General features: G+C 73.1%; 14 protein-coding genes and 1 pseudogene. 6 read left to right on the forward strand and 9 right to left on the reverse strand.

Annotation, left to right across the window (positions count from 1 at the left end):
* Positions 1-234: 234 nt before the first annotated feature.
* Entirely contained in the window at positions 235-498 is a 264-nt protein-coding gene (locus tag IE265_RS14890; protein ID WP_190036021.1) for a DUF397 domain-containing protein, read from the reverse strand.
* A complete protein-coding gene (locus IE265_RS14895; protein WP_190036022.1) occupies positions 499-1359 on the reverse strand; it encodes a Sco1979 family transcriptional regulator in 861 nt (286 codons plus the stop codon).
* Positions 1360-1537: 178 nt separating this feature from the next.
* Here IE265_RS14895 and IE265_RS14900 point away from each other — a divergent pair, with 178 nt between their 5' ends.
* Both IE265_RS14900 and IE265_RS14905 read left to right on the forward strand, forming a co-directional pair.
* Entirely contained in the window at positions 1538-2221 is a 684-nt protein-coding gene (locus tag IE265_RS14900) for an ATP-binding protein (protein ID WP_190036023.1), read from the forward strand.
* 106 nt (positions 2222-2327) lie between these two features.
* Positions 2328-2789: a hypothetical protein gene (locus IE265_RS14905; RefSeq protein ID WP_190036024.1), complete on the forward strand. Its 462-nt coding sequence runs from the start codon at positions 2328-2330 to the stop codon at positions 2787-2789.
* 320 nt (positions 2790-3109) lie between these two features.
* Here the strand turns inward: IE265_RS14905 and IE265_RS14910 are convergent, their stop codons facing one another.
* The 3 genes from IE265_RS14910 to IE265_RS14920 all read right to left on the reverse strand — a co-directional run bounded on the left by IE265_RS14910 (position 3110) and on the right by IE265_RS14920 (position 5718).
* On the reverse strand, positions 3110-3280 hold the full coding sequence (locus tag IE265_RS14910) for a DUF8839 family protein (protein WP_494486041.1): 171 nt from the start codon (positions 3278-3280) through the stop codon (positions 3110-3112).
* A gap of 169 nt (positions 3281-3449) precedes the next feature.
* Positions 3450-4196, reverse strand: coding sequence for a DUF899 domain-containing protein (locus tag IE265_RS14915; protein ID WP_190036025.1), 747 nt, complete (start codon positions 4194-4196; stop codon positions 3450-3452).
* Positions 4197-4347: 151 nt separating this feature from the next.
* The gene (locus IE265_RS14920) at positions 4348-5718 is read right to left on the reverse strand and encodes an amidohydrolase (RefSeq protein ID WP_190036026.1); all 1371 of its coding nucleotides are present in this window, start codon (positions 5716-5718) and stop codon (positions 4348-4350) included.
* 150 nt (positions 5719-5868) lie between these two features.
* On the opposite strand from IE265_RS14920, the gene IE265_RS14925 reads away from it, so the two are divergent.
* A complete protein-coding gene (locus IE265_RS14925; protein WP_190036027.1) occupies positions 5869-6819 on the forward strand; it encodes an endonuclease/exonuclease/phosphatase family protein in 951 nt (316 codons plus the stop codon).
* Positions 6820-6883: 64 nt separating this feature from the next.
* Here IE265_RS14925 and IE265_RS14930 read toward each other — a convergent pair whose 3' ends face one another.
* Entirely contained in the window at positions 6884-8812 is a 1929-nt protein-coding gene (locus IE265_RS14930; RefSeq protein ID WP_190036028.1) for an FUSC family protein, read from the reverse strand.
* A gap of 993 nt (positions 8813-9805) precedes the next feature.
* Positions 9806-10537, reverse strand: coding sequence for a DUF7873 family protein (locus IE265_RS14935; RefSeq protein ID WP_190036029.1), 732 nt, complete (start codon positions 10535-10537; stop codon positions 9806-9808).
* A 452-nt stretch (positions 10538-10989) separates the two neighbouring features.
* Between IE265_RS14935 and IE265_RS14940 the strand changes: the two are divergent.
* The 3 genes and pseudogenes from IE265_RS14940 to IE265_RS14950 all read left to right on the forward strand — a co-directional run.
* Positions 10990-11403, forward strand: a pseudogene (locus IE265_RS14940) (pyrophosphohydrolase domain-containing protein); the annotation flags it as partial.
* A gap of 119 nt (positions 11404-11522) precedes the next feature.
* Complete coding sequence (locus tag IE265_RS14945; RefSeq protein ID WP_190036031.1) at positions 11523-12167, forward strand: gamma carbonic anhydrase family protein; 645 nt, start codon at positions 11523-11525, stop codon at positions 12165-12167.
* Positions 12168-12252: 85 nt separating this feature from the next.
* Complete coding sequence (locus tag IE265_RS14950) at positions 12253-12885, forward strand: RNA-binding S4 domain-containing protein (protein ID WP_229916201.1); 633 nt, start codon at positions 12253-12255, stop codon at positions 12883-12885.
* A gap of 431 nt (positions 12886-13316) precedes the next feature.
* Here IE265_RS14950 and IE265_RS14955 read toward each other — a convergent pair whose 3' ends face one another.
* The gene (locus tag IE265_RS14955) at positions 13317-13844 is read right to left on the reverse strand and encodes a DoxX family protein (protein WP_190036032.1); all 528 of its coding nucleotides are present in this window, start codon (positions 13842-13844) and stop codon (positions 13317-13319) included.
* Positions 13845-13949: 105 nt separating this feature from the next.
* On the reverse strand, positions 13950-14630 hold the full coding sequence (locus IE265_RS14960; protein WP_190036033.1) for a class I SAM-dependent methyltransferase: 681 nt from the start codon (positions 14628-14630) through the stop codon (positions 13950-13952).
* Between the last annotated feature and the right edge of the window lie 29 nt (positions 14631-14659).

Below are 14659 nucleotides of genomic sequence, written 5' to 3' on the forward strand. Positions count from 1 at the left end.
CCGTGGGGCAGAGGGCCGGAACCAGGAGCCGGCCGACGGGCCCCCCGGAACCGAGGGCGAGGAATCGAAGGCGAATCAGAAGTCAGAGGACGAGACGGAGGACGAAACGCAGGAAATGAGAGCTCAGAAAACGGGAAACGCAGGACGACGGGAAATGCGGGAGGTCGAGAAACCTGGGACGGCGGACATCGGAAGGCTGATTAAGCAAGAGGGTTCGAACACCGGCGTGCCGGTTCAGGAGAGCAGGAAGTCCGCCTCCCCCGCCTTGGCGCCCTGGATGAACGCGGTCATCTCGCCGGGGGTGTAGATGAGGGCGGGACCGTCCGGGTCCGCCGACTGACGCACCGCGATCCTGCCGTCGGCCAGCTTCATCGCCTCCAGGCAGTTGCCTCCGTTGCCGCCGCTCCAGGGCTTGTGCCAGCCCTCGCTGCCCAACTCCCTGGCGGGCATGCCGTTGTAGATCCGCGCGGCGCGTATCCGGGACTTGATGCGATCCATTCACAGCTCCTTGCGGAGATCCAGCAGGATCTCCTTCGTGCGATGTGCCGTGGCGGCCTGAGCCGCCATGCGGTCCATGACCTCGAGGTGGGTCGCCACCTCTGCGCGCGCGTCCAGGTAGACGGCGCCGGTCAGGTACTCGCTGTAGACCATGTCCGGCAGTTCGGGCATGGCAAATCGGAACAGCACGAAGGGCCCGTACGTGCCGGCGTGCGGCCCCGAGGAGAACGGGGCGACCTGCAGCGTCACGTTGGGCAGCTTCGCGGCTTCCAGCAGCTTGTCGATCTGGTCGCGCATGACCTCGGGCCCGACCACGGGACGGCGCAGGGCCGTCTCGTCCATCACGGCCCAGAACCGGGGCGCGTCTGCACGTGTCAGCAGTGCCTGGCGCTCCATGCGCAGCGCCACGTGGCGCTCGATGTCCTCGGGTCTGGTCTGGCCGATGGCACCGGACTCCATGACGCCCCGCGCGTACTCCTCGGTCTGGAGCACTCCGGGAACGAAATGGGGCTCGTACGACCGAATGAGGGCGGCCGCGCCCTCCAGGCTCACGTACATCGAGAACCAGCCCGGCAGGATGTCGTGGAAGCGCTGCCACCATCCCGGCTGGTTCGCCTCCTCCGCGAGGGCCACGAAGGCTTCGGCCTCGTCGTCGGAGACGCCGTACGACTTCAGCAGGAGCTGGAGGTACGGGATCTTGAGGGCGACCTCAGCGGTCTCCATGCGGCGGACGGTGGCGGCGGTGACCCGCAGTATCCGGGCCGCCTCCTCACGCTTGAGCCCCGCGCGCTCCCGCAGGTCCAGCAGGCGCCGCCCGAGGACGACCTGCCCGACCGTCGGCGCGGACCGTGGCTCACTCACGTCCACCTCCACATTGTCCGGACAGCCCGGGCGGCGCCCGTTCCGGTACCCCTTCGGGTACCCAACTGACGCCGCGCCACGTGCTGTTGCGAGCAGTGTGCCACGGCGCTACGGCGCGGAACACTGCACTCTGCAATTTTCAGAGTGACACTTGCCAAGTGTTCACGACGGGGAGATAGTGGCAAGCGTGATTCCGTCCGCGCCGTTAGGAACAGACGCCACCGAGGACCGCTCGGGCCTTGGCGCCGCTGTGGGGGCACCCCCCGCAGAGGCCGCCGCCCGCCGGTTCCGCTTCGAGCTGGCCGCACACCCGGGCTCCGCAGCACAGGCCCGGCACCTGACGCGCGCCAGGCTCTCGGGATGGTCGGTCTGCGAGGAAACCTGCGACACGGCGGAACTGATCGTCTCCGAACTGGTCACCAACGCCATCGTGCACACGGCGAGCCGCCATGTGGTGTGCGAGCTGCTCGACGGCGAGGACCATGTGCGAATAGCCGTACGTGACGAGGGTTGTGCGCCGGGTGAGCCCCACCCGTCGCCGCAACGTCCCGAGGAGGAGCACGGGAGGGGATTGCTTCTCGTCGCGGCGGTGTGCACCGCCTGGGGCGCCCAGGAGACCGGACCGGGCCTTTTGGTCTGGGCGGAACTGCCGCGATCGGCGAACAACGGCGCCGAGCCGCGGTCGGACCTGGGCTGGGGCGCGAGGAGCCGGCCGGCCCCTGCCGGCTCCTCGCGGACGGGCGCGCACGCGCCCCGCACCGAGAGCCACGTGCCTCGCACCGAGTCGCACACGCCCAGAGCGGGGACGCGTTCGCCGCGGACGGAGACGCACACGCCTCCGGTCGGGCACGAGCGGTTCTGACCCTGCCCGCGACCGACGCGCGTCGGTTCTGATCTGAATCGTTCCAACCGGCGTCCCCGCCGGTTCGGACGCCGTGAGTGACACTGCGAGTACGGACGGAGGCCGAATGGGTGCGAGGGCGGCGTCTGCCGGTGCGCCGGGCACGCTGAGCCTGGACACGCTGGTCCGCCTCAAGCGGGAGCGGGAGCGGCGGACGGCCTCCGGAACCGGCGGGTCCGTGCGACTGGCCGTCCCGGAGGGCATGCGGACGCCCCTGGGCTGCGACGCGGTGTCGATGCCGGCGGTGTTCGGCCGGATCCTGCTGCCGCGGTTGCCGCGCATCGGCTGTGTGTACGCCGACGACACACAGTGGTGGTGGCTAGTGCCCCGCGATTCGGACGTGGCCCTGGAGTGGCCCGCCCCCGCCCGGTACACCGCGGGGGCCGTCGTGCCCTCCTCGGCCGGTCTTCCGGGTCTCATCCACAAACCGGACGGCATGTTTCCCTACACCCCGCCCATCCCCCTCTACCTGGCCCTCTGCCGGGTGACGGGGACTCCCCCGGCGTGGACCCGGCCCGTCAGCGCCTGAGGCTTCCGCTCACGCCTGGGGGCTTCCGCTCACGCCTGGGGCCGCTCCGGCCTTCGGTCCGCTTCGGCCCCTTCGGGCCGCTCGGCTCCGGCCAGGTCCGTCGCGTCCGGAGCCGCGCCGGTCGATCGCTCGGTCAGCCGGTCGGGCGGGCGGCCGGTCGGTCGGGCCGCTCGGTCGGGCGAGGTGGCTCCAGAGGTCGAAGGCGGGCCAGCGTGCGCCCGGCCCCGTACCGGGAGCCGGCCAGGGTGCGACCCACTCGGTACCGGGAGCCGGCCGGTACGCCACTCACTCGGCGCCGGGGGCCGGTCGCACCGCGCCGCTCACTCGACGAGTTCCCGCACGACGACCAGGAAAGTGTCCGAGGTCAGGTCCATCACGACCTCCACGTGCTGCCCCTCCTGGCGCCGCGCGTGCGCGAACTCCTCCGCCGGCCACGAGCCGCGCGGTCCACCGGCGGGAAAGCGCTCCAGCACCGTTCGCCCGTTCACCACCCTGCACCTCCATGTCGTGCCGCTCTCCGAAAAGTCCTTGAAGAATTCAAAGAGCCTTTGAAGAGTTAAACGCCGGACATGGGGTGGACGTCTCGGGAAGTGACACGACTGAGACGTAGTTGACACTCGGTCACCGGGAGCCGTGAGGTGGCCTCCCCCGGCGACCGCCTCAGTCGTCGTACTCGTCGTGGTACCTGATCCGGTCGGCGCCCGCGAGTGCTCCGAGTGCCGCCGCGCGGCCCCGGGGCTCCTCCCACTCCTCCTGCCGGCCCAGCACCGTGAGGTCCAGGAGACTCGTGGTGGAGCCGAGTCCCTCCAGCCCTCGCCCGTACGCCGAGTAGGTGTGGAAGACCCGGTCCCCGTCCCGCAGGAAGCAGCTGACGCCCGGCCGTTCGTGCGTCCGCGTTCCGCCCCCGGTGCCGTCACCGGTCCCGGTCGCGTCCCCTGTCGCGTCGCCCGCCGGGTCGCTCTCGACTGACGCCCGGAAGTCGAGGTTGAAGTCGTTGGAGCGGGAGGAGTACCAGGGCACCGTCCAGCCCATGCGCGCCTGGAAGGGCAGGAGTTTCGTGTAGGGCGCCCGGGAGACCAGGGCCGGTTCGGTGCCCCGCGCGCGCAGGTGCGCGAGGTGCCCCATCTGGTCGACGAACGCCGAACAGCCGCGGCAGCCCGCGTCCCACTCCGGCGCGAACATGAAGTGGTACACGACGAGTTGCCTGCGCCCCGCGAAGAGGTCGAGCAGGGTCGCCTTCCCGTCGCCCCCCTCGAAGACGTAGCCCACGTCGATCTCGACCATCGGCAGCCTGCGCCGCTCGGCGTTGAGCGCGTCGCGGGCGCGGGTCGCGGCCTTCTCCTTGACCAGCAGTTCCTCGCGCGCGGCACGCCACTCCTCGCGCGACACGATCCGCGGAAGCGTCATGGTTACTCCTTCGATGCGGTGCCTTCCCCGTGGTGGACCGGAGCGGCGGACGGAACTCATCGGTGGAGTACGGATTTACCTTCGGTACGTCTCCGACACGGATCCGGCGCGGGCCGGTCACCGCGTGCGGGCCCCGCGTCCGCGACCCGCCTCAGGTGTCGTAGTCCTGGATCCGCCGGCCGTGGCTCCGGTCGACGAGGGCGGGCATCCGCGCGCCCATCTCCCGTACGACCGTGGGCACATCGACCGTGAGCAGTTCGCGGTCGCGCATCAGGACCCGCCCGTCGACGATCGTCGTCCGTACGTCCCCGGAGCGGGCGCTGTGCACGAGCGCGGCCGCGAGGTCGTGCACCGGCTGGGTGTGCGGGCCGCTCAGGTCGACGAGGACGATGTCGGCCCTGTGTCCGGGGGCGAGGCTGCCGATCTCGCCGCCGAGGCCGACGGCCCGCGCGCTCTGGAGCGTGGCGTGGTGCAGTGCCTGCCGGGCGGTCAGCCATCTCGGGTCGCCCTCGGCGGACTTCTGCGTGAGCGCGAGCAGGGCCATGGACTCCCATACGTCGAGGGAGCTGTTGGAGGCGGCCCCGTCCGTGGCGAGGCCCACGGGGATGCCGAGTTCGCGCAGCGCCCGTACGGGGGTGGTGGTGGGCCAGGCGAACCTGAGGTAGCCGCGGGGCGCGCAGGCCACGGCGACGCGGCCGGCAGCGCGGGCGAGTACGGGCAGGTCGCGTTCCGTGATGCCGGTGCCGTGGGCGATCAGCAGGTCCGTGCCGAGCAGTCCGGTGTCGGCCAGGACCTCGACGGGTGTGCGGCCGCGGCGCGCGAGGCTGGACGCGGTCTGGTCCCGGTTCTCGGCGGCGTGGATGTGCACGGGCAGACCGTGCTCCCGGGCGAGAGCAGCGGTGGCCGCGAGGTCGGCGTCGTCGACGGTGTACGGCGCGTGCGGGGCGAGCGAGGTGGTGACGCGGCCCCCGGCCGTGCCGCGGTGCCGGAGCGCGAAGTCGAGGGACCGTTCGCGTCCCTCGACGCCCTGCGAGGAGAAGAAGGCCTGCCCCAGATTGGCGCGCAGGCCGCTCTCGGCGACCACGGCGGCGACCGTGTCCATGGCGAAGTAGTGGTCGGCGAAGCAGGTGACACCGCCGCGGATCATCTCGGCGCAGGCCAGCCGCGCGCCCAACTCCACGTCGCGCGCGGTGAGGTTGGACTCGACGGGCCAGACCACGTCGTTGAACCACTCCTCGACGGGCAGGTCCTCGGCCAGTCCGCGCAGCGCGACCATCGGCGTGTGCGTGTGGCAGTTGACGAGTCCCGGCATCGCGACCTGGCCGTGCGCGTCGATGGTCTCGGCGGCCCCGGCACCGGCCGGACCGGCCGTCACGCTCTCCACCAGGCCGTCCCGTACGACGACGGTGGCGTCCTCGACGAAGCCGATCCCCTCATGATCGTCGTGCACGAGTGCCGTGCAGCGGGTGATGATGAGATCGGCCGCGCCCTTCGCGTCGGGCGTTCGCTCGGGCGAGGTCATCACGCCACGGTACGGCGGGATCGTCATGCCGGGGGACGTGAACCGCGCATCCCGTCCCCGCCCCCTGTCGCCCGGCCGTCCGTGCGCGCACGCTGGCCTCATCATTCGACGGGCGGTGCTCCCCGGAGCGCCTCTTGGAAGGAGCCCGGCATGCTCCTCGGCACCTGGAACCTGGAGAACCTGTACCGTCCCGGCGGTGGCTTCGGCCCGCGTACGGAGGCCGCGTACGAGGCGAAGCTCGATGCTCTCGCCGCGGTCGTCGCGGAACTCGACCCGACGCTGCTCGGCGTCCAGGAGGTCGGTGACCCCGAGGCGCTGGAGGATCTTGCGGCCAGACTGGACGGCGACTGGCACATCGCGCTCTCCGGGCACCCGGACAGCCGCGGCATCCGTGTCGGCTTCCTGAGCCGGACCGCGCTGCGGACGGTCACGGACACCGACCGGCTGCCCGAACCGATGCGTCCCGTCCAGGGGGACGACGACGGTGAACCGGTGTCCCGCACGGGCCGCGGCTTCCTGGCCGTGGACACCACGGTGCGGGGGATGCGGCTGACCGCCGCGGTCTGCCATCTCAAGTCGAAGCTGCTGACCTACCCGGGCGGCCGGTTCCAGCCGCGCGACGAGGGCGAGCGGGCCCGCTTCGGCGCGTACGCCCTGTACCGCAGGGCCGCAGAGGCCGCGGCGCTGCGTACCGTCGCCGACGGTCTCCTGGACGGCGCCGGCAGGGAGCGGAACGTCGCCGTGCTCGGTGACCTCAACGACGGCGTCGCGGCCGCCACGACCCAGATCCTCCAGGGGCCGCCAGGTTCCGAGATCGGCACACCCGGCTTCGAACGGCCGGACAAGGGCGACGCGGCACGCCTGTGGAACATCGCCCCGCTCATTCCGGAGGGGCAGCGGTTCTCCCGGGTGCACTCCGGGCGTCCCGAACTCATCGACCACATACTCGTCAGCCGGCTGCTCCTCGACCAGGTGAGCGCGGCCGGTACGGGGACGCCCGTCCAGGACGTGGCCCTGCCCTCGATCGACGACGATCCGGTGCAGCGGCGGGACGCGGCGGGCTCGGACCACGCGCCGGTGTGGGCACGGATCGAGCCCTGACGCGCGGGCGGGCGGACCGGCCGGCGGGCCGGCCCGGCATCGGCCGCCCCCGGGGCGTCCGTCCTCAGGTAGTGACGAGTCCGGCCCGGGACGCAGCGGGTCCGGAGGCCTCCCGCTGCTCGACGAGCGTGTCGAGCAGCACGGCGAGGCGCTCCGTGTGCCGCGGGGTGAGCCGTCCCGTGTCGTCGAGGTGGACGGCGCAGGCGGTCGTGGTGTCCACGAGGCGCTCCAGCGTCGCGGCGACTTCGTCGGCCCCCTCCGCCTGCCGGGCCAGCGTGGGCAGTTCGGCGCCGGCGCGTTCGATCGCCGCGCGTGCCTCGGCCAGCGTCCGGTAGGCCTCCCGGCGCAGCGCCCAGCGGGCCGCCCGGTCGCCGGCGTTCAGTACGTGGACCAGGTAGGCGTGTGCCGCGTCGGAGGCGGACGCGAGCCGGGCGCCCACGTTCCCGCCGCGCTGCCCGGGCACGGGCAGGTGCCCGACCACGAGCACGATCGCGCAGGCCGTCAGCGTCTCGCCGATGCGGCTCCAGGACGCCTCCGGCTCACCGCCGACCATGACGAGGGCGAGCACGAGGACGGTGACGACGGCGGTCTGCGCGGCGAAGTGCCGGGTGGCGACGGGAACGAGGGCGCCGCAGAGTGCCACGACGGCCACGAGACCTCCGGGCCGGGGCAGCACGGCCGCGAGCACGACGAAGGCGAGCGCCCCGAGCACGGTCCCGGCCGCCCGGCACAGCACCCGGGAGACGAGGGGCCCGAGGTCCGGCTTGACGAGGAACACGGCGGTGGCGGGCAGCCAGTACCAGTGCGCGTGGTGCAGTGCCTGCGCGACGGCCGCGCCGGTGCCGAAGCACAGCCCGACCCGGAAGCCGTACTCGCGTCCGCCCGCCCCGGTCACCGCGCGCAGCAGGTCCCGGGCGCCGGTGCCTCTGGAGTGCAGGCCCTTCTGCTGGGTCCTGCGGGCGGCGTGGCCCAGGGCGCGGTGTCCGTCGGGCTCACCGGCGTCCGCGGGGACGGGGGTCCGCCGCCCGCCCCGGTCGAAGGCGTCGGCGGCGTGCAGCAGCGCGTCGTCCAGGGCCCGCAGCCCCGGTACGGAGCGGGCGGGCGCGGGCAGCGCTCCGCACGCACCGCCCGTCCGCACCGCCGCGGCGAGCCGTCGCGGACCCTCCGCGGTACGCGCGGGCAGCGGCTCGCCCGACCAGGCCAGGGCGGTCGCGGCCTCGGCGAGGGGCAGCGCGGCGGCGTACTGCGCGCGCAGCCGCCGCTCGGCCGAGGAGGTGGCGCGGCGCCGCAGCCGGGGTCCCGCGAGCGCGTCCTGCGCCTGGTCGAGCGCGGCGGTCAGCGCGGCCCTGCGGGTCCCGGCGTGCGGCCCGCCGGTCGCGGCGAGCAGCCCGGCGACGGCGTCGTACACGCCCGCGACCGCCGCGCGCTCCCCGTCGAACCGGAAGTCGTCCGCCATGGCCCCCGGCGTGGGCAGCGCGAGCCGCAGCACGATGAGCCAGCCGGCACCGGCCAGGAAGAACAGGGCCCGTTCCCAGCCGGGTTCGGGCAGCGGCATCCCGGCCCCGACGGCCGCGGCGACGAGAAGCTGGGTGGCGGCTCCGGAGGCGACCGGCCCGGCGGCGCTCACGGCACCGGCGACGAGGCCGAGCGCCGTCAGGACCAGTGTCAGCACGACCGCTCCGGCGCTCGCGCCGGCGTAGGTCCCGACGGCGAGCCCGGCGGCTCCGGCGAGCGCCGGGACGCCCACCCGGTGCACGGCGGCACGCCGGCTCCCGGGCCTGTCGTTGATGCCGGCGAGCATGGCCCCGAGGGCGGCCACCACTCCGAGCGACTCCCGCCCGGCGAGCACCGCCGCGAGCAGCAGCGGCCCGGCGGCGAGTGCCCCGCGGACCACGGCGCTCCAGGGCACGGGCCCCCGCTGGGTACGCAGGGCGTGCGCGAGCCAGGGCGGCAGGACGGAACCAGGGGGAAGGGGGACGCGCGGCGCGGGCACGGTGCTCCTGTCGGTCGAGGGCGGGATGCCTTCGGGCGACGTCGGCCTGGGCGGTGCCGTCCACGATAGTTCGGTTCTCCACCAGGAACCCGACGGGGGCGTTTCCACGGTGTGACACCACCTCGGCGCGCGAAGCCTGCACGCCAACTCACGCCCGGCACAGCAGGCAACCAGGCACCGCCCGCCCACCCCCAGGGGCGCGGGCAACTGCGCACCGGCACGGCGGCCTACGACACCGACCCCAGGCAACCCCGTGCCGAACGACCCTCCAGGGGCCCGGGGAACTGCGCGACGGCACGGCAGCCTGCCGCACCGGCCCAGGCAACCCGGTGCCGAACCACCCCCGAGGGGCGCGGGGAACTGCGCGACAGCACGCCAACTCACGGCCACCACAGAAGGCACCCCGCACGGAACCCACCCTCAGGGGCGCGGGGAACTGCGCGACAGCACGGCAGCCTGCCGCACCGGCCCAGGCAACCCGGTGCCGAAGGAGACTCCCCAGGGACACGAGGAACGCGCCCCCCACCGGGCAACCCCCGGCCCGGGCCATGCTCCCGACGCGGGGGAACGCCCCCGGAAACGGGAGCGGGCCCGGGGGCGTAGCCGGCCCCCGAGCCCTGTGATGCCACCCATACAGCACACCGGCACGCTTGAGAACTCAGGTCAGTGTCATGTCGCCGCGTCCTGCCTTTGGACCATCGCACATCGAGCTGTGCGAGCCGGACTTGAACCGGCATTTCGACGCCCGGAGCCCGAGCCCGGTCGATCCGGCGATCGGCGGCGAATGCTGAGACTGGAGCAATAGTCTGAGATTGATCGCGGTCTGCCTCTGCCAGTTGGGCCACCGCGGCGCGAAGGCATCGCGTACGGATGCCGGTTGGTGCCGCGGGGAGGACTCGAACCTCCACTGGAACCGCGCAGTCACGACAAGCTTCAGGTTCAGCTTGCGCTCCTCGCGCACCCCGGTCACAAGGGACCGGGGAGTCTTCGAGGCTACCCGAACAGGTAGCCGAACACGGCGTCCCCGACCCGCTTGTCGGTGACGTCCGCGCCGTTCGCCTCCTCACGGGCGAACTTGACGGCCTGCTGCACCTTCTCCACCCGGCCCAGCAGTTCGTTGACTCGGCGGGCGGGCAGGGCACCCGAGAACTTCACCGTCGTCCAGTACCCGACCGGGATGTCCTCGTAGTACACCTCGACCTGCGCCGGGTGCTTGTCGGTGGCCTCCGCCTTCACATGGTTGCGGGGCACCTTCTTCGTACGGAGCGTGCGGACCGGCTCCGTCTTCCACGCGTCGGTCGACGGGTCCTGCACCCACGACTCGGAGGCGTCGAGGACGGGCAGCTTGCGCACGAAGGTGTTGAGGTCCGTGAGCTGCTTCTCCAGGAAGAGCAGGTACGACACCGGCACGTCGGCGACGAGGACCTGACCGTCGACCTTGACGTCCGCGCGGGCCGTGCAGTTGGCCCAGTCCTTGGTGGCGGTCACGTCGAACAGCCGCGTCAGGGTGGCCGCGGTCTCCCGCAGCACGTCCTCGGCCTGCACCTGGACCCGGGTCGACTCGGGCGGCAACTGCTCGCCCTCCTCGTCCTTGGGCTGGTACGTACGCGAGATTCCGGCCAGCAGAGCGGGCTTCTGCAGCCCGTGATGAGCAGCCGTCAGGTCCTGGTGGGACTTGGACTTGATGCCCTTCTCGACAGCAATGATCTGATTGAGTTTCGCCACGTCACCGACCTTAACGGCGGCAACTCGCGCTCCACAAAGCATTATTCGCCGACACCGCCCGCACCCGGGAGTCACCGGGCGACCGCCCGCGGGCCGCGGGGCCGGACGCCGAAGGACAGGTCCCCCGCCGGAGTCGACGGCGAGTGAACGCCGCCCGGTGGTGCTCTCCGCGGCCCGCAGTTCGTACCCGGCCGCCCCGTACGCGGGGATGAGCAGCGCACCGCCGTTCCTGTCCGAGCAGCCGGCGCCGCTCGGCGGCGGCCAGTCGCCTCGGCTGCCGTCGGCAGCGGTGAGCCGGACGCCGCCACCGGCGGCCTCCCGGGTGCCGTCCCGGCGCACGCCCGCGTGGCCGATGCGGAAGGCCGCCTCGGCGGGCACCTCCCCGCAGCCTCCGGTCTGTTCGGACGCAGACGAACCGGGGGAACGTCCGGGCACCCCGGTAGCATCCCCGGATGCACTCCTCCCCCGCTCCACCCCTCCCTCCCTCCTCCCCCGCGCGCCTCGTCCGCGAGTTCCATCTGGCCTTCGGACTGGACGCCCGTACGGAACCGATGGAGGTCTCGCCCGAACTCGCGGCGGCACGGCGCGAGTTGCTGGTCGAGGAGGCCGCGGAGGTGGCGGAGGTGTCCGTGACGGGCCCGCTCGACAGGCTGGCCCACGAACTGGCCGACGTCGTGTACATCGCGTACGGCACGGCACTCGTCCACGGCATCGACCTCGACGAGGTGATCGCCGAGATCCACCGCTCCAACATGACCAAGCTGGGGCCCGACGGACGCGTGCACCGCCGGGCGGACGGCAAGGTCCTCAAGGGCGACCACTACCGGGCACCCGACGTGTCGGAGATCCTGCGCGGGCAGGGCTGGCAAAAGCCCCAGGGCACCGGTCCCGCCGCCTCCCCCGACTCGATGTCCGCCGCCCACCCCCGCCCTCAGCCGCGCACGGCTCCCGCGACCAGGGATCAGGACGGACCCGGAGCCGCCCCGTGCTGATCGAGCACCGCGGGCGAAGCCCCTTCGTCCCGTCCTCCGCCTACGTGGCCCCCTCCGCGGTGCTGTGCGGCGCCGTCACCCTCGGCGAGCGCGCCCGTGTGCTGCACGGTGCCGTGCTCACGGCGGAGGACGGCGAGGTACGCACCGGATCGGACGTCGTCATCATGGAGAACGCCCTGGTACGGGGTCGCCGCCACCATCCCGCGATCATCGGGAACTCCGTGCTCGTCGGCCCGCACGCCCACATCAACGGCGCCCGCGTCGAGGACGAGGTCTTCGTCGCCACGGGCGCCTGCGCCTTCCCCGGATCGGTCGTGGGCGCCGGTTCGGAGCTGCGGATCAACAGCGTCCTGCACGCCAACTCGATCCTGCCGCCCGGCACCGTCGTACCGATCGGCTGGATCGCCGCCGGTACTCCGGAGGCCCGGCTCTTCGAACCGGGGCGGCACGACGCATTGTGGGAGGTGCAGAGGGAGCTGGACTTCCCCGGCACGGTGTACGGCGTTCCCCGCGGCACCTCCATGCGGGAGATCATGGCGCGCCAGAGCGACCACTTCGGCGCGCACCTCGACGACCGGGTCCTCGGCGACGACCCCGCCGACGGCCACCCGACCGACAGACGGCCCCCGGAAGCCTGAACCGTCGGCCGGGTCGGCCCCGACCGATCCGGCCGCGGCGGAAAACGGTTCCGGCCGTACGCCCACCGAGGGCTAAGGTCGGAGCATGGCTTCAGGGACCCAGGGGAACCGGAGGGCGCGCGAGGACGCGACGCCCCGCCCGGCCCACTCCACGGACACGGGCACGGCCGCCGGCACGGGTGCTGCCACGGGTGCTGCCACGGCAGCCGCCGCGGGCACGGCAGCCGACGCGGGCACGGGTGCCGGCGGTGGCGCGCGTACCGGCGGTGACACGGGTGCGGGCGCCGACGCCGTGGCGGTCGCGAAGGCCGCCGCGCCCACGCACGGCGAGACCGTGCGCATCGACGCCTGGATCTGGTCCGTACGCCTCGTGAAGACCCGTTCGCTGGGCGCCACCGCCTGCCGGGGCGGCCATGTCCGCGTGAACGGCGAGCGCGTCAAGCCCGCCTACGGTGTCCGGGTCGGCGACGAGGTGCGCCTGCGGCACGAGGGCCGTGAGCGGGTCGTCGTCGTGAAGCGCGTGATCCGCAAGCGGGTCGGGGCCCCCGTCGCCGCCGAGTGCTACGTCGACAACAGCCCGCCTCCCCCGCCCCGCGAGGCCGTCGCCCCGGCGGGCGTACGCGACCGGGGTACGGGTCGCCCCACCAAGCGCGACCGCCGCGAGATGGAACGCCTGCGCGGCCCCATCCCTCCGCACGACACCCCGAACACCCCCTGACCCGCACGCCCTGCCCCCCAGGCCCTAGCCGGGCGCACTCCGCAACCGGCGCGGACCGCACCCGGCACCACCGGGCTGACGGACAAGCCGGCTGCCCACCGCCCCGACCACCCGGCACGGGGCCGGACCCCCGACCGCCGGACCCGGACCCGGACCCGGACCCGCAGAACCGCAGACCACGGGCATGCGGGCCCACGGAACCGGACGCCCTCCGCACCGACCGGACGCACCTCACCCACCACCGCATCTCACCCACCACCGCACCCCGGCCCCCAGCCCCCTGCCTCACCGAAGCGCCCGGCACCCGGCACCCACCGCAGCGCGCGGCGCGATGTCCGGCCCGGGCATGGACTCCCCGCCGGACACCGTGCCGCGCGCTGCGCGAAGCCGTGCCGTGCCATGAGGCTCCCCGCCGCACGAGCCCGGTGCGCTCAGGCCCGGCGGCGTACGAGCCTCAGCAGTTCCGCGTTCTGTCCCCGCCGGGCCCAGGCGATGAGTGCCAGCGGCACGATCAGGATGAGCGGGGTCGCCGCGTTCTCCCCGTCGAAGACGACGATCTGCGTGACGAAGGCGCCCAGCATCAGCGCGCTCAGCGACATGGCTGCGAGCGACGAGAGCACCGGAATCAGCAGCGCCACCGCTCCGGCCAGTTCGAGCACCCCGATGCCGTACATGCCCGCGCTGCCCCAGCCCATCTCGTCGAAGCCCTCGGCGGCGGAGGGGTGCGCGATCAGCTTGGGCAGGGCGCTCGCCACCGCGTAGAAGAGCGCGAGCACCACCTGCAGGGCGAGCAGGGCGGTACGGGCCCGACGCCCCCGAGCGGTCGCAGACTCCCCGACGACCGGCCCGGGAGCGGCAACCACGGCAGATGGGGCGGAAGAGGTGGAAGGGGCGGAAGGCCCGGTGGGGCCGGAAAGGGCGGACGTACCGGAGGATGCGGGAACGGTGGTCTCGGACATGACGTCTCCTGTGGGAAGCGGTTCGTTCGCTGTCACGGAGTCAGACCGCACCCGCACCCGAAACTCATCGCCGAACCCACCGCTACCCCGGACCACGGGGGGCCGTCAGGCCGCCGGCACAGCCCGCACCCAGGTTCCGTCCTCCGTCAGATACCGGTCGACCCTCAGGCTCGCCTCCCCCAGCGCCGTCTCGAACTGGTCCCTCGTCAGCGGTCTCGCCAGGAACGTCTGGGTCCAGACGGCGTCCGGGAACTCGTACTCCGCGCGGACCGAGTTGACGCCGTCCCCCACCGGTTCCGCCGACACCATCCGTACCGTGAAACCGCCCGGGTCCACCCGCTCGCGCGGCAGATTCGTGTGGTAGTCCTCCCCCTCGCGCTGGATCAACACACAGCCTCCGTCCACGACATGGCTCCGGCAGACGTCGAGCATTCCGCGCCGCACCCCGGCGTCCCCGGCGTGGACGAGGAACGACGCGAGGAGCACCACGTCGAACCGCTCGGCCAGATCGAGCGTCTCGATGGGCCCGCGTATCGTGCGCGCTCCACGCACGCGCTCCAGCATCTCGGCCGACTCGTCCACGGCCGTCACCTCGAAGCCCCGTGCCAGCAGGGGATGCGTCATCCGCCCCACACCGCAGCCCAGTTCGAGGACGCGCGCCCCCGGCGGTACCGCCGCGGCGACGATGTCCGGCTCGTCGCGCACCGGCAGGCGTGCGTACAACTCCACGGCGCAGCCGTCCGGTGTGATGGCTCCGGGTCCCGTCCCCTCGTACCCCTCACGCATTTCGATCGTCATACCCGCCCAACGGCCGG

Origin of the sequence: Streptomyces fructofermentans, from assembly GCF_014651055.1 — a bacterium.
Taxonomy (GTDB): domain Bacteria; phylum Actinomycetota; class Actinomycetes; order Streptomycetales; family Streptomycetaceae; genus Streptomyces; species Streptomyces fructofermentans.